Source organism: Labrenzia sp. THAF187b, assembly GCF_009363375.1.
Classification (GTDB): domain Bacteria; phylum Pseudomonadota; class Alphaproteobacteria; order Rhizobiales; family Stappiaceae; genus Roseibium; species Roseibium algicola.
In genome coordinates this window covers 1472973-1492651 of sequence record NZ_CP045344.1, presented here as the reverse complement: position 1 = coordinate 1492651, position 19679 = coordinate 1472973, and the positions used below count along the sequence as shown (strand labels likewise).

Here is a 19679-nt window from a genome sequence, read left to right as displayed (position 1 = left end):
ACTAAGCCGCAATCGTCTGGGGCGAAGGCGGGACGGTGATCACCGTTCCGCTCGTCATCAGAACGATCAGGCCCCGTTCAGCACCGGTCATGTCGAGATAGGCAAGCACTTGGGCCCGATAGTGATCGAGTGTCTCCTGGGCGGGATTCACGTCGCTCTTCCAGTCGATCACGACGGTTGGCCGACCTTCCGGATCAATTGTAAGCGCGTCCGCGATGCCGGCAGTCGCAACCAGCTCGGCATCCTCTTGCTGAAGGGCATAGACCGGAAATTCAGCGAGCAATGAGGGACGCAAGGCCGCCACCTCCGACAAGGCCAGCGTTCGCGTAACGCAACCGACCAGTTCCTCAGGCGAAAGCCCGTTCGCCGGCTCGGAGGCGGGCTCCTCGCCGAGCGCACGGATGAGGTCAGCGGCACGCGCGATGAGAGCCGCGCCGGCCTCGTCGCATTCCCCTGTCAGAATTTCTTCCATGAGCTTGTGAAGGATAAGTCCACGCGCGCGCCCGCCCTGGAGGGAGGCGGCCGCTTCTGCGTCTGGTGCCGAAGTATCAGCGGAGCCGATCCATATATCCGGCTCTTCTTCCTGAAGCACCGAACCGGTCGCCGTCTCGTCGCGGCTCGGCGCAAGCCAGGTCAGGTGCATCTGCCTTTCAGCAATCAAATCAGCCTCAGTGTCAAAGCTCTCCCGTGTCTGGTCGTTTGCGGCATCGCCTGTCACCACGATCGGATCGATCGGCAGATGCGACACGTCAAGGGGAGGGAGTTCTGTCAGGGACAGGTCCACCAGGCCGATCCAGGCCGACGCTGAAGGCGTGGCGTCGAGCCGCGGCAAGACCAAGAGCTCCCGGGCGCGGGTTGCCGCGACATACCAGAGCCGAACCCGCTCGCGGTCCAGTTCATCCTTCTCAGCCTGCCGCGCCGCGTCGTAACCGGACGGAGGGACACCCAGAACCGGGCAGTAGAAGGTATCAGTCTGGCGATCGGTCACGGCGCTATCAGGCGCCATCACACCTGTCATGGTGTTAATGGGGATGACGACCGGCCATTCGAGACCTTTCGCGGCATGCATCGTGTAGAGGGCGACGGCTTCTTCCTGCGCATCAGGCCGGCCTTCCACGGCACGGGCCTCATCCATCCATGCCGCCGTTATTGTCTCGGAAAAGGCCCGCAGGCCGCGTACTGCATAGCTGACGGCGAGGCTGAGATAGAGATCGACATTGGCAAGCGCTCGTTCTGCCTGACCGCGATGCCGTTCCAGAAGAACAGGGCGTACCCGAAGGACATCAACGGCCTGCGAAAGAAGATCGTGCGGTGTCGTGCTGTTGGCGCGTTTCTGGAGCGCCTGCAGCCGCTCGATCACATCGCGCGCCAGCGGATGCATTATTGTCGCCGGGTCGACACCGAGGTCGAGCCACGGGATCCGGTCGGGTTCTTGTTCCGAACGCGGAAGCGCCCAGACGATGTCCAGGAGTTCCTCTTCGCTGAGCCCGACAATCGGGCCGCGCAGCAGTGCGCCGAGCGCCAGCGTATCACGACGATCGGCGAGAACCCGCGTGATCGCGATGAGGTCCTGAACTTCCTGCCGACGAAACAGACCTTTACCGGCCTGGGTTGCGACCGGGATGCCACGGCGTTCAAGGGCTTCTTCATAACGCCAGAGTTCCGCGCCGGTCGGGGCGAGCAGGGCGATGTCGCCTGGCTGGCAGGGGCGTTGTGCACCGGCTTTGCGATCCCGGACCGGATGACTGCCGATCAACCGCGCGCAAAGTTCAGCCACCGATTCGGCTTCGGCGTCGCGTCGCTGCTCGGCGCTGGCCTTGCCGTTCTCGTCAGCAACCGCGATATCGATCGCCGCGACGCAGACGCCATCATCCGGATCGCTGTGGAAGGGATCGAGCGCTGTGAAGCCGGGCTGGCCATCAGCCGATAGAACAGCCTCGAACCGTTCGTTGACGAAAGTGAGGATCGAGGCACAGGAACGGAAATTGGTCGAGATCGAAACGAGTCCGTCCACGTCCTGATTCGAGAAGGCCGTGCGGGCCTGGACATAAGCACCGACATCCGCGCTGCGGAAGCGGTAGATTGCCTGCTTGGGGTCACCGACCAAGAAGAGTGCGCCCGGCCTAATCCGGAAGTTCGTCCAGTCCTTCGGGTCATCGCCGGGATCACCGCATAGACGCCAAAAGATTTCGGCCTGGAGCGGGTCGGTGTCCTGAAACTCGTCGACCAAGACCTTTGAATACCGCTGACCGAGCGCCTGTCGCACAATTTCATGGTCACGCAACAGATCGCGCGCGGCGTAGATAAGATCGTCGAAATCAAGCTGGGCGCTGGCGCGCTTGTGCTCGCGATAGCGTGCCAGGATTGTGCGTGCTTCATCTATCAATGTCGTCAGGACCTGGCCGGAAACCGCCTGGAGCAGTGCGGTCCACGCGCCACAGCACGCCTCGTACAAACCGCTGGCCGTATCGTTCAGCCTGTCACCGTCTGCCTTGGAAAGCCCGGCCTGCTTGGCCGCCGCCGCCCATTTGCCCTTCTTGCGGTAGGCGTAAAAACTGCCTGCCCCGGTCGTAAGGTCGGGATGCGGACGTGCAACCAGCAGCCCGACGAGTGCGGCGGGCGTGGAACCATCTGCAACGGATGGAAGGGCAGCCACCATTTCAGAAAAGCGCGCGGCGAAGACCTCCGTTTCCGGCTCATCGACGCCGGCACCTTGCACAAAGGCCGATAGTTCGTCGGCCGCCTGCTGGAAGGCTTGCAGGTGGCTTGCAAAGAGCATCGCGTCCGGTGCGACCAGATTCCTCGAACGCCGGAGGGCTTCGGCGATCTTATGCATCAGAGCGACGGTCTCTCCCGGGCTATGCAGCACCATCTCGGCCAGGACACCGCCCTGATCGCCAGACAATCGCTCGCGCAGCCAGCCATCGACGATTTCGAGGAAGTTGAGATCGGCCTGGTTGCGATCGATGACCGCTGCGCCCGGATCGATATCAGCTTCCGCCGGGTAGGGCTTGATCAATCGCTGACAGAAGCCGTGGATGGTCGAGCAGGTGATTTCGTCGATCGCCGTGCTGGCCGAAATCAGATTGTCGCGCTGCGCCGCAGACAGTCCCTCCGGCAGGCCGGCGCGGAGCTCCGGTGCGACATGGCCGGCGGCGAGATCTTCGACGAAATCGCGGACGCGCAAGAGGAGCTCGCTGGCCGCCAGTTCTGTAAACGTAACCGCGGCGATGGAACTTGGCGCGACACCCTGCGCCAGCATGACAGCGATCCTGCCGGCCATGACGGCGGTCTTGCCCGACCCCGCGCCGGCCTCCACCAGGATGGACCGGTCGTGGCGGCTGATAGCGTCACGCCGGGCACCATCATCCTTGAGGACTTCCACGCTGCTCATCATTCCGCCTCCCAGATCGGCGCGACTTCGCTCAACCGCTCGATTGCAGCGGCTTGCTTGCGTTTGCAGTAGGTGGCGCCTGCGTTTGCCGGCAGGGCAAAAGCGAGATCGTCATAGTCGCCTCCGGTATCCGGCCCGGGCAGTGCAGCGCCGCTGGCCAATGCGGTTCTCGCCGCCTGCAGATATGCCTTGATCTCCGCCAGGACGATGTCCGGCTCGTCAAGCCGGAGGTCAAGCGGTTCACGCGGATAGAGCAGCGAGGCACTGATCGCGATGTGGTCGCCCAGGAGCGCCTTGACGGCGAAGGCATAGAGGCAACGCTGAAGCTCGCGGCCGCCGTTCATGCGGATGTTGCCTTTGGGCGACTTACCGGTCTTGTAGTCGCGTACGAGCGCCCAACTGCCGTCATCAGCGATGTCGAGCCGATCGATATAGCCGGCAATCTGAAATCCGGTGTCGGGGATGATCACCGGCACACTGGCGTCCCAGGGCAATGCCGCCTCCGACTTGGGCTCGGACCCGCCGAACGGGACTTCGCCAAAGGATCGGCTGCCCGGCAAATGATCATTGCCATAGGCAAGCGCCTGTCCGGCAAGAGCGCGCGCGTCCCCAAGCGTGCGGCCCCAGATAACAGCGGGCGGAACGGGCCGTTCGCTTTCCCATTCGGCCGCCACCGCACCAGCAGCTTCGTCCACCGCAGCCCGAACGGCAGCCACGTCGGCGGACGCGATACCGCCTGTCGCCTCGAGGTTTCGCAGGGCGCCGTCGAGCACCAGATGGATGAGGTCGCCGGTTTGCAGGGCGTCAAGCACGAGCGGCTCGGCACTGCCTTGCGGGGATTTCCAACCGAGAGCATAGCGCCAGAGGAAGTTGATGGGGCTGCGCAGCAGTGTCTTGAGCGAGCTCGCCGACTGGGTCCGCGCGAGGATCGCGAGAACCAAAGGATGATCAGACCTGACCATTCCATCATGAGCTGTCACATCGGCCATGCGCCAATCGCGCCAGCAGGAACGCGCACTCAATGCCTGGGGATCGGCGGCGAATTCCTGTGGCCGCGCCATCAGCCGGTCGGTTTCACTGAAGGCATGGGCGGGAACGGCGTTGCGCCGCAGATAGGCTTCCTCGTCATAGGTGGCGAGGAGAGGGCTGCGACCCAGCAGCCGGCCGTCGCTGTCGCGTCGGGCGCGGGTGAGGACGACGTCGCTGCCCGTAGTGGCGAGGATCGTATCAAAGTCACGGCGATCTGCCAGATTGACGGGAAGCGGGTCGAGCTCGCCCGTTGGAATGATGTGGTCCGGGATCAGCCGATCTTCGGCGATCCCGCGTGGCCAGCGGGAGGAATTGAGACCGATCAGCCGAGCGAAGCGTCGCGGCGACGCGGCGAGGGCGCTGGCCGGCATCCAGGCCACGGAGACGGAGGCCTCGAGCCCGTCATCCTGTTTCAATGATTCCAGCGTGCTGTCGATCGCGCCGGCGGGCCCTGCCAGAAGGGCTTTGCGCCAGATGGACAATGCCCGGCCCTTGAGGAAGGCTTCGCCGATCTCCTGTACCGCGTCCGGTCCCTTTGCCAGCAGATCGACCGCAGCACGCAACACCGGGGCGTGATCCATGCCGTCAGGCCAGTCGTCTGGCGCGAGGCGCGCCAGCAGTTGGTTCCAGGCGGACGGCGTTGACAAGGGTGCATCGCTTGGAAGGACGCGCATCCAGCCATCGGGAAGGGAAGCCAGAGGTGCAGAATCGCGGCACAGGGCGGCGAGACGGCGCAAGCGCGACTGCGAAAGTCCGCGCACGACGATGTCGGCGAGTGCCGCTGCCGCTTGTCCGTCACGTGTCGTGACGGCAGGGACGCCATGAACGAAATGCAGATCAATATTGGCATCGGCTCGCAGCGCGAGAAAATGATCGTCGTAGTCGGCCGGCGACGCGGTGGCGATGGCAATGTCGGCGGGCGATACGCCCGACGCGAGCAGTGACCGAACCCAACGCAGTGTCTCGACTGCCTCATGGTAAGCGGTCGCGGCACTGACGGATCGAATGGTCGGCGCCTCAGCATCGCCTCGAGAGACAGCAACTCCGCTTTCCTTGAGCCAGGCTGGGACAGGGCGAGGACCTGACGTCCATTGCATGGGGATGTGCTCGGCGAGCGCCTTCAGCAGAGGCCGCCAGCAGGGAGACAGTTCGGTCAGTCCGACGATTTCCATCGAGCCGAATATGGCGGGCGCATGGGTGATCCGGCTGATGGCTGTGGCGACAATATCGACCGAACACATCATTCCGCCCGGAAGTTCGGTGAGAACAGCGGCCTCCAGGCGAGCGATGGCTTCAAGCCTTGGATGATCAGCTGACCGGGAGGCAAGATCGATACCTGCCCGCCACGCCTTGTGCAGTGTGTCGGCGGCCGCGCCGATCATGCCCGGCAGCATCTTGATATCTTCCAGTTCGCCCATCGGTGTTTCAGGGAGGACCGTCTGGATCGCCGCGCGCAGGCTTTCTTCGTCGATCGCGCGGGTGAAGCCGCCCGCGAGCCGCACCGCGGCTTGTTCGAATGACATGATCTGGAGGCCATGTTGACCGCCACGAGCCGCCGCGAGGCGGGCCTCCCGCATTGCCAGGCGACCATACACGACAAGGGTGGATCGCTTCGCGGCCGTCATCGCTGCCCCCTTTCCGGGTTACTTCTTGTTCGGACGCTGGGTCAGCGCCGACGCAGCCGCGCTCTTGGCTGCCTTGCTGCTATTCGGGTTCCGTAAGACCTTCGCGGCTGCGCTCGCCGCCTTCTTGCTGGTTACCTCACGGTTTGCACTGCGCTTCGGCATCACCCTCTCCTTCGGCAATTAGCGATGTTCTGCCGTTGACGAACGGCTATAATGGGAATAATAATTACACGGACTTTCCGTCTTGTCCATATAGTTTATAGTCTGACCAAGGTGGCCAATCGTATAGTTTCTCGCAGTCAGGGAGCCGTGAGTGCGCTGGGGTGTTGAGCAAAGGCTTGAATTTATTGAGTTTCGCCTGTTCTGGGAGGGCTCGATCAACCGCGCCGACATCGTTGAGTTTTTTGGCGTGTCGGTTCCGCAGGCTTCGAAAGATCTGGCGCTTTATCAGGAGAGGGCGCCCGGAAACATGGAGTATGACAAGCGCGGCAAGCGCTATGTTGCTGCCAAGAAGTTTGTCCTGCGCTTCCTGGATCCCGACCCTTATGTCTATCTCGCCCAGCTTCGTTCAGTTGCCGAAGGCTCCGTCCCATCAAGTGATTCCTGGATTGCGGAACTCCCCAAGACCGATGTTGCGCTAACGCCCAAGCGGGATGTCGACATCGAGGTTCTGCGCAAGATTCTCGATGCCGTGCGCGAAGGCGTCTCGGTGGATGTCTTCTATCAGTCTATGAACAAAGTTCGCCCGGATCCGATTTGGAGAAGGATCACGCCGCATGCGTTTGGCTATGACGGGTTCCGTTGGCATGTTCGCGCCTATTGTCACCTTGAGCACAAGTTCAAGGACTTCCTGTTGCCACGGACGCTTGAAGTCGGCGGCAAAGGCGACCCCGGGGCAACTGGCGAGCAGGACTGGCTCTGGAACAACTTTTTCGACGTGGTCATCGGTCCGCATCCCGATCTCACGGAGAGCCAGAAAAAGGTTGTCGCCAAAGACTACGGGTTCGACCACGGGAGCGGCGTTCTTTCGGTTCGCTATGCAATGCTGTTCTATGTTCTCAAGCGACTTGGCTTGCTTGTGGATGCGGCAAAGCAAAGCCCTCGTACGCAGCATATCGTTGCATTAAACCGCAAGGAGACTGAGGCGGCGCTGGAAAAGGCGGAGCTTCAGCTATGAAGATTTCGGGGGGAAGCGTCGACTGATGGGTGCAAAACTCGAGGATGTAAAGAACGGCGCGTCGATCTGCGGTATTGCCTCGGCGAGGCCGGCGCATGTCGTTTCGGTCGACTGGATTGGCGACCAGGCGATTAACGTCGTCTACCGCGACCATAACGGAACGGTGGCGGAGTCGGTCCTCTATCGCGACGATGAGCATCGCCTTGAGGTGGAGCAGAGCGGTCGAGCCTGGTCGTTCGATGCCGATGGCGCGCTTTTGCGTCTCGTGACCGAGGCCAACCGCATCAAGCTGGCACACTATTTCGACCCCTACCTCGCCATTCACACGAGCCTGGTCGATCCGTTGCCGCACCAGATCTCAGCAGTATACGGCGAGATGCTGCCGCGCCAGCCGTTGCGTTTCCTCCTCGCAGACGACCCTGGTGCCGGTAAGACGATCATGGCCGGCCTGCTCCTCAAGGAGTTGATCGCACGAAGTGATCTCGAACGATGCCTGATCGTCGCGCCTGGCAGTCTTGTTGAGCAGTGGCAAGACGAACTCGGGCAAAAATTTGATCTGGAATTCGACATCCTCACACGTGACATGATCGAAACCTCGCGGTCGGGCAACCCGTTCAGCGATCGAGACCGGTTAATTGTCAGGCTCGATGTGTTGGCGCGCAACGAGGAGCTTCAGGAGAAGCTCATGAGCGCCCGCGAATGGGACCTGATCGTCTGTGACGAAGCACATCGTATGTCAGCGACGTATTTTGGCGGCGAGGTGAAATATACACGCCGCTATCAAGTCGGGCAGAAGCTTGGGCAAGTCTGTCGCCATCTCCTGCTCATGTCGGCGACCCCACACAATGGTAAGGAGGAGGACTTCCAACTCTTCATGGCACTGCTCGACGGCGATCGTTTCGAAGGCCGATTCCGGGACGGCGTACATTACGCTGACACCGAAGACATGATGCGGAGGCTGACGAAGGAGGAATTGCTCAAGTTCGACGGCCGGCCGCTTTTCCCGCCGCGCCGTGCCCGCACAGTCAAGTACGAGCTCTCCGAAGGCGAGGCCGCCCTTTATACTGCCGTCACCGAATATGTGCGTACCGAAATGAACCGTGTGCAGCGGTTCGCCGAAGGGGATAACAAGAAGCGCAACAATGTTGGTTTCGCATTACAGATCCTGCAACGGCGCCTCGCTTCATCTCCGGCAGCAATCTACCAGTCGCTGAAACGCCGTCGCGAGCGTTTGGAGACAGAGTTGGGCGAAGCGCGGCTGGCGGCCAAAGGGCGCCGTGCCGGAGTCGCTGAGCCGGCGCTCAACGCTGATATGCTGGGCAACATCGAGGAATACGGCCAGGAGGAGATCGACGAACTTGAGGATCTGATTTCAACTGGCGCGACGACGGCTGAGACGATCGAACAGCTTGCGTTGGAAGTCGAGACGCTGAAAGACCTCGAGTCCAAAGCCATGGGCGTCCTGCGTTCCGGCGTGGACACGAAGTGGACCGAACTCAATCGTATTCTCGACGATGATCTCATGACTGACGCGGCGGGGAATCGCCGTAAGTTGATCATCTTCACAGAGCCCAAAGACACGCTTCACTATCTTCTCGACAAGGTACGTGCGCGCCTTGGCAATCCCGAGGCAGTCGACGTGATTCATGGCGGGGTATCGCGCGAGGAACGTCGAAAAGTTATCGAGCGATTCATGCAGGACAAGGACTTGCTTGTCCTTATCGCAAACGACGCAGCCGGCGAGGGTGTGAACCTTCAGCGCGGGCATCTGATGGTCAACTACGACCTTCCATGGAATCCCAACAAGATCGAGCAGAGGTTCGGTCGCATCCATAGAATCGGGCAGTCCGAGGTATGTCACTTGTGGAATCTCGTGGCGGCTGACACGCGCGAAGGTGAAGTCTATGCGCGGCTCCTAGAAAAGCTGGAGACGGCACGGGAGGCATTGGGCGGTCGCGTCTACGATGTGCTGGGTGAGCTTTTTGAAGGTACGTCGCTCAAGGAGCTGCTCCTCCAGGCAGTGCAGTACAGCGAGCAGGAGGATGTGAAAGCATATCTCTTCCGCCAGGTAGATGGAGCAGTCGATCAATCCCATCTGCTGGAGTTACTTCGGCGGCGGGCGCTGACCAACGACACTATGCCCGCGGCCAAGGTCGATGAGCTGCGACTCGAAATGGAGCGTGCCGAAGCACAGCGGCTCCAGCCTCATCACATCCAGAGTTTCTTCATTGAGGCATTCCAGCATCTCGGTGGCCGTCTCAAGCGTCGCGAAGATGGGCGCTGGGAGATCACGCACGTTCCGGTACGCATCCGCGAGCGCGATCGGCAGATTGGCACCGGAGCGCCTGTTCAGAAACAATATGAGCGGATTTGTTTCGACAAGGCCCACATCAACCAGCAGCCAGTCGCTTCCTTTATCTGCCCCGGTCACCCGCTTCTGGAGGCCGTAATCAGCCTGATCCGCGAGCAATATGAGCAGATCATGCGCCAAGGTGCAATCATGGTCGATGAGACCGATCCGGGCGACGCGATTTCGGCAATCTTCCTTCTGGAGCACACAGTACAGGACGGCCGAACCACAAGCGCAGGGAAGCCGCATGTAATCTCGCAGCGCCTCCAGTTCGCCGCAATCGACCGAGCCGGCACGACTGTCAACGCCGGAATCGCGCCTCATCTCAACCTGCGACCGGCAAAGACAGAAGAGATCGACGCTGTGCGTGACCTGCTCGACGAGCAATGGCTGACCAGCGAACTGGAGAAGTCTGCGATCAGGTTTGCCACGGTGGAACTGGCCCAGGAACATGTCTCAGAGGTCAAGGCCCGCCGGTTGCCTGAAGTCGAGAAGGTCGAGCAGGAAGTCCGGGCCCGACTGAAAAAAGAGATCAATTACTGGGACTCGCGTGCCTTCGAACTGAAAGAAGAAGAAAAGGCCGGTAAGCGAACCCGGCTAAACTGGCAGAACGCGCAGCGTCGTGCCGAGGACCTCGCGGAGCGGCAGAAGCGCCGAATGGACCAGCTTGAGCAGGAGCGGTTTATTTCATCCCAACCGCCACGTGTGCGCGGTGGCATGGTGGTCATTCCGCATGGCCTTCTGGCTGCGCGGGATGCCCCCCGAGTTCCAGACCATTTCGCGGAAGATCCCGCCGCCCGCAAGAAAATCGAGATTGCCGCGATGCAAGCGGTGATGGCGGCGGAACGCGCTCTGGGACACGCTCCTGTCGATGTCTCCGGCCAGAAGGTTGGCTACGACATTGCTTCACATGATCCGAAATCGGGGCATCTTCGGTTCATAGAAGTCAAAGGTCGCATCGATGGTGCAAATTCCGTGATGATCACGCGCCAGGAAGTCATCACGTCCTTGCACGAGCCGGAGAAATTCATTCTGGCGATCGTAGCGGTCGCCGACGGCTTCGCCCATGAACCGCGCTACGTGCGTGGCCCGCTCGTCGAGCGGGAGCCCTCGTTCCTTGAAACAGCAATTCAATTCGACCTTCGTCGCCTGCTGGAGCGGGCGCAAGAGCCAGCTTAGGGGGTTGTCGTGATTGATATCCAGGACTTCTCCATCCTCGCCCCTGTTCCGCTGGAGCACCTTCAATCGGGAGCCGAAATCTCCGGCAATACCGGCTTCGTTGCATTTGGCTCGCGCAAGTGGGAGCTGTTCCGCAAAGTCGACGAACTGCGCGCCGATCAGCGTGTTCCTGTCCTCATATATCCGTCGCATGAGGACGTACCGGCGAAGGACAGTTTTATCGTGTCCTGGGTGGGATGGTATGTCGGTTGTGAGGAAAGCGGAAACGGCAAGCATTCGAATGGCATGTTGCATCGCCCCCCGACTACGGGGCAATATTCGTCGGATAATCAAGGGCACTGGGCGGTATTTTGGCACGTGTCCGAACTGTGCGAGCTGGCTGCCGCGCAACGCTTGGCGATTTCCGCGATCCAAACGGTCAAGGGTGGCTGGCGCAAAAGCTCCCCACCGCGCGGACCAGAACTGGTAGCCACTCCCTCTACACTTGAGTGGCCGCTATGAGCGCGGGGCGTCAAATAGCGGCCAGCGCCGCCGCTCCCCCCGGCTATTTCCATCGGATACGGGAAAGCGCGTCGAGACGTTGGGACCAGCTCGAAGCGGACCCGGAGCTCGCAGGTCCTTGGCACCAGCTCTTCAAACAGGTGCAAAGCCCGCGACACATTCTCTCGGAGCTGCTTCAGAACGCCGACGATGCTGGCGCCAAGGAAGCGCGGGTATCGATCGAGAATGATCGCTTCGTGTTCGAGCATGATGGCGAGGATTTCATCGAAGCTCATTTCGCGTCGATCTGCCGCTTCGGCTACTCGAACAAGCGCGCCCTCCATACGATCGGTTTTCGGGGAATCGGCTTCAAGAGCACATTCAGCCTGGGTGATCGGGTCGAGCTTTTCACGCCGACTCTCGCTATCGCCTTCGAACGCACCCGGTTCACCGAACCGCGCTGGATCGACGGCGCGAGCACCACGTCGGGAACGACGCGTGTCGAGGTGGCGATCTCCAACCCCTTGCTGCGCCGTGAGGTCGAAAAGAACCTCGACGAATGGCTGAAAAGCCCGGTGTCGCTGCTCTTCTTCAAGACAATTCGCCGCCTTCAAATCGGCGATGAGGCAGTGCATTGGCAAAGCCTCGGCCCGGGTCCCATCGCCAACAGCGAATGGATGGCCCTTGACGATAAAGCGGATGATCCCTTCCTGCTGGTGCGCTCGGCCGAAGAGGAGTTTCCGGTCGATGCGCTCGACGAGATCCGTAAGGAGCGTATGATTGGCGCCGAGGACGGCGGCGACTTTCCACCCTGCCGGGTGGAGATCGTCCTGGGAGCGAAAGGACGACTCTATGTTGTCCTGCCGACCGGTGTTGAGACCCCGCTTCCCTTCGCCTGCAACGCTCCCTTCATCCAGGATCCTGCGCGACTTAAGATCAAAGATCCAGAGACGTCGCCGACCAATCGCTGGCTGCTGAAGCGCACCGGCGAGCTCGCCGCCAATGCGATGGCAGATTGGCTCGAACAAGCCAAAGCCAGTCCGCGAGAGAGGGCGGATGCCTACGGGTTTCTCCCAGACGTCGACCGAGAGGCGAGCACGCTAGAAGGGACTTGTGCTGCCATTGTCGAGCTGGCGTTTGATGAAGCGATCGGAGATCGGCCGGTCCTGCTCACCGAAGAAGGCCATGTCGCCGCAGCCAACGGGGCGATCGCTGTCCCACAGCCGATATTTGATATCTGGCCCGCCGACCAGGCGATGGCCTTGCTCGATAAACAGTCGCGACCGGCGCTCTGCCAGCATGTGTCGTCGAGAGACCGAACCAAGCTGGTTCATTGGAACCTAGTCGAGGAATTTTCGAAAGCCGATCTGCTTGAGCAACTGCGTAACAAGCATCTCCCCCGACCGTCCACGTGGCGACACCTGCTGAATTTGTGGTCGTATATCGCGCCCGAGGTGACTGGCTGGCAATGCCGCAACGCCGATCAACTACGCGTCGTTCCGGTCCAAGGCAAGGAAGTGCTCTACTCAGCCTCGGAGGTCGTACGACTCGGCGAGAAGAAGTTGCTACAGTCGGACGAGGACTGGGAGTTCCTGGCCGACCATCTGATAGTACTCAACCAGAACTGGACGCGCTTCCTCGCTGAACAGCGTCGCGGCAGGAGTGCCAAGGACACTGGGCGAGGCGACGCTGTCGAGGCAGCCTTCGCGGTGCTAGAGGAGATCGGCCTTGACGGGACCAGCGACGTCAATGCCGTGATCGAACGCGTCGCCGTCGATTACTTCAGTTCTGATCAGCCAAAGCTGGTCGAGTGCGTCCAGCTTGCCCAAATCGCAGCTAAGCTGGGGGTCACCATCGGCGGATCCTTTCGGTATGCCTGTGCTGACCTGAAGCTTCGCGCTATCGAAAAGGCCGTGCTGTTCGATGAGCACGGCACGCTGGAACAGCTGTTGCCAGAGGCAATCCAGAAAACTCGGCTTCTACATCCCGATTATGTTGCGAGCTTCAAGTCCTGTACCCGCGACGAGTGGCTCCAATGGATCTCGTCGGGCAGATCGGGGCTGCGGACATTCCCACCCCTTGCAGAGACGCGGACGTTCTCGGGACGCGAGTCTTCGCTGAATGTCGAGCTCAAGAAGCGAGCATTCTCGGGACGGGTTGAGTATCGGTACAAGGACCCGTGGTTCTATATTAACGATTGGGACTTTCCAGCTGAGCTTTGGACGCATTGGCAGCGCGCAGCAAAGACGGACGACGGCATATGGGCTGCCGTCGCGGAGAGACTGATTGCGGAGAAGAGCGATTTCTGGTCACAGAAGGCATCTGCGACAATCGTTGAGGAAGCTTCCAACGGCCATCGACGAACCGTATTGCGCCGCGGGCTACTTCCGACGTGGGCATCGCGGCTTCGGGAGCTGCCGTGCCTTCGCGATGTGCGCGGTTTCCTGCATAAACCCGGCGATCTTCTGCGGCGCACCCCGGAGACGGAAGCACTGATCGATGTCGAGCCTTTTGTGCAGGGGCTGCTCGACCGGGAAACGACCCGCCCGCTGCTGGACTTGCTCGGCGTCCGGAATACACCGAGCGGCCCGGAGCGCTTGCTCGACCGGCTGCGCGCATTGGCAAAGTCGGACAGGGCTCCTAGCCACGAAGTCGAGAAATGGTATCGCCGTCTCGATCAGATGTTTGACGGAAGCTCGACCACGGACGCGCAGAGCATCAGGGATGCCTTCAGGACCGAGAAACTCATACTTGCCCACGACGGCACGTGGGTCACGTCGGGAGGAGTGTTCCTAGCCGGGGATGAAGAGGATGTTCCTGGCGCTGCGACAGTCCGGGTCTCGGTGGTCGATCTCAGCTTATGGCGGCGCATCGGTGTCGCTGATCGTCCGTCAGCGGACCTGGCGCTACAATGGCTGGGCACTCTGGAATCAGAAAAGGTGCTGTCGCCCGACGATGCGCGTCGCGTTCGCACCCTGCTGGGACGCTACCCGACGCGAATCTGGGAAGAGTGCGGCCATTGGGTGAACCTGCTGGGCGAATGGGTTCCGGTGGACACGCTCGCGTATATGCTCAGCATGCAAAGCCTGTTCACTTACGGGCACCTTCACAATTGGGTAAAACGCAGGACTGCGGATCTCCGTCAGCTCTCGGCCGACACGGTTCAGGCTGTCCCGTTTGCGTCAATGGCTGCGCTATCGGACCTCGTCGAAGAGCGCTTCAACCAGCCTTCGTCGCTTACGGGTCTTGAAGACCGGCGCGCCTGGTTGACAGCGTTCGGAGTTCAGCTCGGGCGGATCGAGTTTGCCGATTCCGCCGACACCGAGCGTGTGAGAGCACTAGCGGAAGCGATTGCGGAGACAAGCTGGGTCCAGGCGCCCAAACTGGAGGTCATTCCCTACCTCGATGGTATGCCCGCTGGCACCGCGCGGCTTACCGACGTCCTTTGGCTGGACCGTCAACTGTTCGTTGGCCCTCTACCGAAGGCGAAGCTCGCCAAGCGCGTGCCCGAGGAGATCGGAAGGAACCTGACTACCGATATTCGCGCAGCCCTAGCCTATGCGTTCGATCGATCGCCTGAGGACATAAAGGACTACCTCGAGGAGAACTTCACGCTTGGCCCTGAGCAAGAAACCGTTGCGTCGGCTGTCGAGCTCCCGCCCGAAGCCGCACCGATTGAGGACGGTGTAGTAGGGGAGCCTTCCGCGGGCGCTGATGAGGATGCTGCGTCGATCGCGAAGGACGATGTCCATCTGTCGGAGGACGATGAATCCACCGCACCGCCCGAACCCGAGCCGCAGCCCAAAGAGCTGGATCATGACTTGATTGACGCTGAAATCGCCACCAAGCCCCGTGTTGCCCCCAAGCCTCCACGTCCCAGCGTCATGGCGCGTTTCGCGCTCGCCCACGGTTACAAGGCCGACGGCAACGACCGCTTTTTCAATTCGGATGGAAGCTGGATCGGCCGCGCCAATGGTGCGAGATTTCCGTGGGAGCGCCGCTCGGCAAGCGGCGAGGTGTTGTGCCACTACTATCCGAAGGAACACTGTCTGGAGCGCGACGCGCTTCAGATCGAAGCTGACATCTGGGGCCTGCTCGATCTGAAGCCCGACGTGTACTCATTCATTCTCGTCAACCCGGAGGGCGAGCCCGTCGAGATGACGGGGACTCACCTACGCGCGCTGCGCGACAACGGCGAGATCACCATTCATCCCGCAACATACAGGCTCGTTTATGACCTCAACGACTAGCGCTATGGCGTTGCCGCTCGACCACATGGCTCGTTGGGGTGGCGTTTCCAAACGGGTCCTTCAGGCGTTTAACGGGCACAGCAACCTCCCCGTCCATGAATTGGCGAAGGCCAAGGTGGAGAAGCCCCACGGTCGTACACGACCGCTACCGAAAGCATCGGGCACCGTGAATTTCAGTGCTTGGCGTCTCGCCCACGCGGTCAAGAAGGCTGATTGCTTGCGGTGGCCGTCCGCGCCAATTCGGTGGGTAGGGGCTACCGGGTTTCTTCTCGAAAACGGTCACCTGTTCGATTGGGACGCGAGCGAATGGTGCCTGAACGAGGGCATGTCAAATTTCTATGCTGACTTCGCCGGCACTGGCTTAGCCGGTCGGATTGCACAAGGTATGGCTCTACTGTTCCTGGAGGACACCGGCTACGCCTATGTCGGTCGCTTTGAAACCGAATGGAGGAAACGCGCCACCACGCAAAATAGGCAATGGCCAGCAGACAAGACGAAGGCACCAGACTTCATCGCCGAAAACGCACGACAGGAATGGGTGCTCGCCGAGTGCAAGGGTGGGTTCTCGACTCCTGGACGGAAACCGCCAATCAAAGGCGCCCTGAGGGAGGGACTGACCCAGCTCGACGGTTGGGACAAATATATCACCCCCCAGCCAATCAAGAGCTTTGCGATCGGCACCTTCCTACGTGAAACCGGAGATACTTCCGGCGAGACATCGCTTATCGCTTTCGTCGACCCTGAACCGGAGATCTCTGAAAATCCTGTCGAATTCCCCCGCGACGCGGTTCGCCGGGCTAATTATTCCTCGTGGCTATCGCTGATGGGATTGGACGACGCGGCTACTCGGCTTCGGGAAGACGAAGAGGAGCCGCGGCGATACGAGTTTCCTCTTCTATCCGTGGGTGGACGCCAATATGCTGTCAGCATCGCGTCTGTGGCGCCGAGGTATCCCGACCTGTCTAGCCGCAAATTCTGGCGTGAATTCCGAGACTGGCCGTTTTGGCCTTTCCCCTGGTTCCGGGATGGCATCGACATCGAACTTGTCGGCCTTGATCTGAAAGTCCTGCGCGCTCTGAGTTCGGCGGTACAGCCGGCTGGTGCTTCAGAGTTGATGGCGCTGGAACCATCGGAGCGGCGAGACACGCCCGCCGATCTGGATGGCGGGACATTTTACGGCAGTGTTTTTTCGGACGGTTCCTTGATGGGCGAGCTAAGGCTTCGGCATCCGGGCGAGCCGTTTCCTGATTTCGATTGGATCGAGGTGGAACTGTGACAGCTTACAAAAAGAAACTCATCGAAGTCGCCATTCCGCTCGAAGCGATCAATGCGGCCTCTGCGCGCGAGAAGTCGATCAGGCATGGCCATCCGTCAACGCTGCATCTGTGGTGGGCGCGGCGGCCGTTAGCTGCGTGTCGAGCTGTTCTTTTTGCCCAGCTGGTTGATGACCCTTCGTCTCACGCCGAAGAACTGCTCGCCAACTCCTCACTCCGTGCTCAGGCGGAAGCGGAACTACCGGAGCGCCTTGCTGCTTGGGAGAAGAGCAAGGCTTCGGCGCAGGGGACGGCGGCGGTTTCACCAGAGCCGACGCTGGAGGACGTAGCGGTCGAGATTGAGCGCAAGCGGCTCTTCGCCATCATCGAGGACCTGGTGAAGTGGGAGAACTCGACTAACGAGAAGGTGCTGAAACGGGCCCGTGTCGAAATCCGCAAGAGCTGCGGCGGCGAGTTGCCGCCAGTCTATGACCCGTTTTCGGGCGGCGGGTCAATCCCGCTGGAGGCGCAGCGTCTCGGTCTGCCCGCCTATGGGTCTGATCTGAACCCGGTCGCGGTGATGATCGGCAAGGCGATGATCGAGATCCCGCCGAAGTTCAAGGACAAGGAGCCGGTCCATCGGGGCGCGAAGGACCGGCAGTTCTATCGTAACGCCGAGGGTCTAGCGGAGGACGTCAAATATTACGGCGAGTGGATGCGCAAGAAGGCATGGGAACGCATCGGGCATCTCTATCCGCAGATTGAACTGACGAAGGGATATGGGGGGGCCAGGGCGACAGTGATTGGTTGGATCTGGGCGCGCACGGTGCCAAGTCCCGATCCAGCGTTCTCGAATGTTGCGGTACCAATCGCATCGAGCTTCCTGCTCAGCACTAAGACCGGCAAGGAGGCGTGGGTCGAGCCCATCGTCGATAAGCAGGCGAAGTCCATTTCCTATCGGGTCAGGCATGGCGGAACCAAAGCCGAGATCGCGGCGGCCAAGGAGGGGACCAAGGCAGGTCGCGGCGCGAATTTCCGCTGCCTTATGTCAGATGCTGCAATCACTCCTGACTATGTGAAGAGTAATGGGCGTGCCGGCAAAATGGGCCAAACGCTGATCGCCATTGTTGCGGAAGGTAATCGCAGCAGAGCCTATGTCGCGCCTACGGAGATGCACGAAACAATCGCCCTGTCGGCAAAGCCTGTATGGGAACCGGTAACCAAACTCCCGAACGATCCTCGCAATTTCTGGACGGTGGACTACGGCCTAGCGACTTTCGGCGACTTGTTCACTGATCGCCAGTTGGTGGCTCTGAACACTTTCAGCGATCTGGTACAGGAAGCACGGGAACAAATTGAGGTCGATGGTTTGGCCGTCGGACTCCAGAACGATGGCGTACCTTTGCGCGATGGCGGTAGCGGAGCCCAAGCCTATGCTGAGGCAGTAAGCGTCTATCTTGGATTGGCGGGTAGCAGACTTGCCGACAGCTGCAACACGATCTGCCGGTGGGCAGCGGACAAGACGCAGCTAAAGAATATGTTCAGTCGGCAGGCTATTCCCATGTCGTGGGATTTTTTCGAGGCCAATCCATTTGCAAGTGCTGCTGGCGATTTTCTCGTGAGCGCGACAACGGTTTCCAAGGTTTTGGACCGGTTTCTACCATTTTCACCGGGTATCGAGTGTAATCAGGACGCGCAGACCGCCGAATACCCAGCGGGGACCGTTATTTCGTGCGATCCGCCCTATTATGACAATATTGGCTATGCGGATTTGTCGGACTTTTTCTACTGCTGGATGAAGCCAAATATCCAGAAGGTATATCCAGAGGTCTTTTCCGTTCTCGCCACGCCCAAGGCCGAGGAGCTGGTAGCAACGCCGTATCGGCATGGGGGGCGCGAGTCTGCCGAACGCTTTTTCCTTGATGGGATGAGCCGTGCAATCGCGAATATGGCGGCCCAATCATCGGATGCGTTTCCGGCGACGATTTATTACGCATTCAAGCAGAGCGAGATTGATCAAGAGGGCATCAGCTCGACAGGTTGGGCCACCTTTCTGCAAGCAGTAGTCGAAGCCGGCTACGCTGTCGTTGGTACTTGGCCGATGCGTACCGAAATGGCGAACCGCATGATCGCCTCGGGGACCAATGCTCTTGCCAACTCCGTCGTCCTCGTTTGTCGAAAGAAGGAAACCACGGCAGAAAGCATTACACGCGCTGAGTTCATCCGTGCATTGAAGCGCGAGCTGCCGCCATCGATCTCCGAGCTTCAGGCCGCCAACATCGCGCCGGCGGATATGCCACAATCAGCCATCGGCCCCGGCATGGGCGTGTTCTCGCGCTACAAGACTGTGCTGGAGTCAGACGACAATCCGATGAGCGTGAAAACCGCGCTTCAGCTCATCAACAAAGAACTCGACGAGTACCTAGGGGGCATCCAGGGTGAGTTCGACGCGGACACCCGGTTCGCCATCACCTGGTTCGAGCAGCACGGGAAAGGCAAGGGGGACTATGGTGTGGCTGACAACCTTGCCCGTGCGCGCGGTATCGCGGTCGAAAGCGTCAAGCACGCCGGGATCATAGATAGCGCCGCCGGCAAGGTCCGCATCCTCGCCCGTGACGAACTCGACAAGGATTGGGATCCGGAAGAGGACAGACACCTGACGGTGTGGGAGTGTCTCCAGCATTTGATCCGCCTGCACGAGAAGGACGGTATCTCCCACGATACCGCCGTCCTTTTGAAGAAGATCAGCACCCAGGCCGTGGCGGTGAAGGATCTCGCCTACTGCCTCTACGACATCAGCGCAAACAAGCGGAAGGATGCGAAGGAGGCCACGGCCTACAACGCCCTGATCGCCGATTGGACTGAGCTGACAAAGGCCGCGGCGTCCATCCACGACGCACGCGGCGATCGTCAGATCCGGTTGGATATTTGAGGGGGAACGG

Annotated in this window: 9 protein-coding genes; 7 read left to right on the top strand and 2 right to left on the bottom strand. The window is 60.5% G+C overall.

The genetic code is table 11. The annotated features are described in order from the left end of the window. Nucleotide 1 precedes the first annotated feature (1 nt). Both FIV03_RS06850 and FIV03_RS06845 read right to left on the bottom strand, forming a co-directional pair. Nucleotides 2–3397: a UvrD-helicase domain-containing protein gene (locus FIV03_RS06850; RefSeq protein WP_152505138.1), complete on the bottom strand. Its 3396-nt coding sequence runs from the start codon at nt 3395–3397 to the stop codon at nt 2–4. After that, nucleotides 3394–6048: a PD-(D/E)XK nuclease family protein gene (locus FIV03_RS06845; protein ID WP_152505137.1), complete on the bottom strand. Its 2655-nt coding sequence runs from the start codon at nt 6046–6048 to the stop codon at nt 3394–3396. Before FIV03_RS06845 ends, FIV03_RS06850 begins: the two co-directional genes overlap by 4 nt. A gap of 25 nt (nt 6049–6073) precedes the next feature. Between FIV03_RS06845 and FIV03_RS31520 the strand changes: the two genes are divergently transcribed. The 7 genes from FIV03_RS31520 to FIV03_RS06815 all read left to right on the top strand — a co-directional run bounded on the left by FIV03_RS31520 (nt 6074) and on the right by FIV03_RS06815 (nt 19669). Next, nucleotides 6074–6232: a hypothetical protein gene (locus FIV03_RS31520; RefSeq protein ID WP_173013791.1), complete on the top strand. Its 159-nt coding sequence runs from the start codon at nt 6074–6076 to the stop codon at nt 6230–6232. Nucleotides 6233–6361: 129 nt separating this feature from the next. Beyond that, nucleotides 6362–7225, top strand: a complete 864-nt coding sequence (locus tag FIV03_RS06840) for a WYL domain-containing protein (RefSeq protein ID WP_152505136.1) — start codon at nt 6362–6364, stop codon at nt 7223–7225. A gap of 25 nt (nt 7226–7250) precedes the next feature. Next, nucleotides 7251–10754 carry a helicase-related protein gene (locus tag FIV03_RS06835; protein WP_152505135.1) on the top strand — a complete coding sequence of 1168 codons (3504 nt, stop codon included), beginning with the start codon at nt 7251–7253 and terminating at the stop codon, nt 10752–10754. A gap of 9 nt (nt 10755–10763) precedes the next feature. Further along, complete coding sequence (locus FIV03_RS06830; RefSeq protein WP_152505134.1) at nt 10764–11255, top strand: hypothetical protein; 492 nt, start codon at nt 10764–10766, stop codon at nt 11253–11255. Next, entirely contained in the window at nt 11252–15484 is a 4233-nt protein-coding gene (locus tag FIV03_RS06825; protein ID WP_152505133.1) for an ATP-binding protein, read from the top strand. The genes FIV03_RS06830 and FIV03_RS06825 overlap by 4 nt, the downstream gene beginning before the upstream one ends. A 4-nt stretch (nt 15485–15488) precedes the next feature. Further along, a complete protein-coding gene (locus FIV03_RS06820; protein WP_152505132.1) occupies nt 15489–16760 on the top strand; it encodes a hypothetical protein in 1272 nt (423 codons plus the stop codon). Then, nucleotides 16757–19669: a DUF1156 domain-containing protein gene (locus FIV03_RS06815; protein WP_152505131.1), complete on the top strand. Its 2913-nt coding sequence runs from the start codon at nt 16757–16759 to the stop codon at nt 19667–19669. The genes FIV03_RS06820 and FIV03_RS06815 overlap by 4 nt, the downstream gene beginning before the upstream one ends. The last annotated feature ends 10 nt before the right edge of the window (nt 19670–19679 follow it).

Bases quoted from the DNA above. Each gene is read 5' to 3' on its own strand.
- FIV03_RS06850 (WP_152505138.1), bottom strand. From the start codon at position 3,397: ATGATGAGCAGCGTGGAAGTCCTCAAGGATGATGGTGCCCGGCGTGAC.
- FIV03_RS06825 (WP_152505133.1), top strand. From the start codon at position 11,252: ATGAGCGCGGGGCGTCAAATAGCGGCCAGCGCCGCCGCTCCCCCCGGC.
- FIV03_RS06845 (WP_152505137.1), bottom strand. From the start codon at position 6,048: ATGACGGCCGCGAAGCGATCCACCCTTGTCGTGTATGGTCGCCTGGCA.
- FIV03_RS06820 (WP_152505132.1), top strand. From the start codon at position 15,489: ATGGCGTTGCCGCTCGACCACATGGCTCGTTGGGGTGGCGTTTCCAAA.
- FIV03_RS06835 (WP_152505135.1), top strand. From the start codon at position 7,251: ATGGGTGCAAAACTCGAGGATGTAAAGAACGGCGCGTCGATCTGCGGT.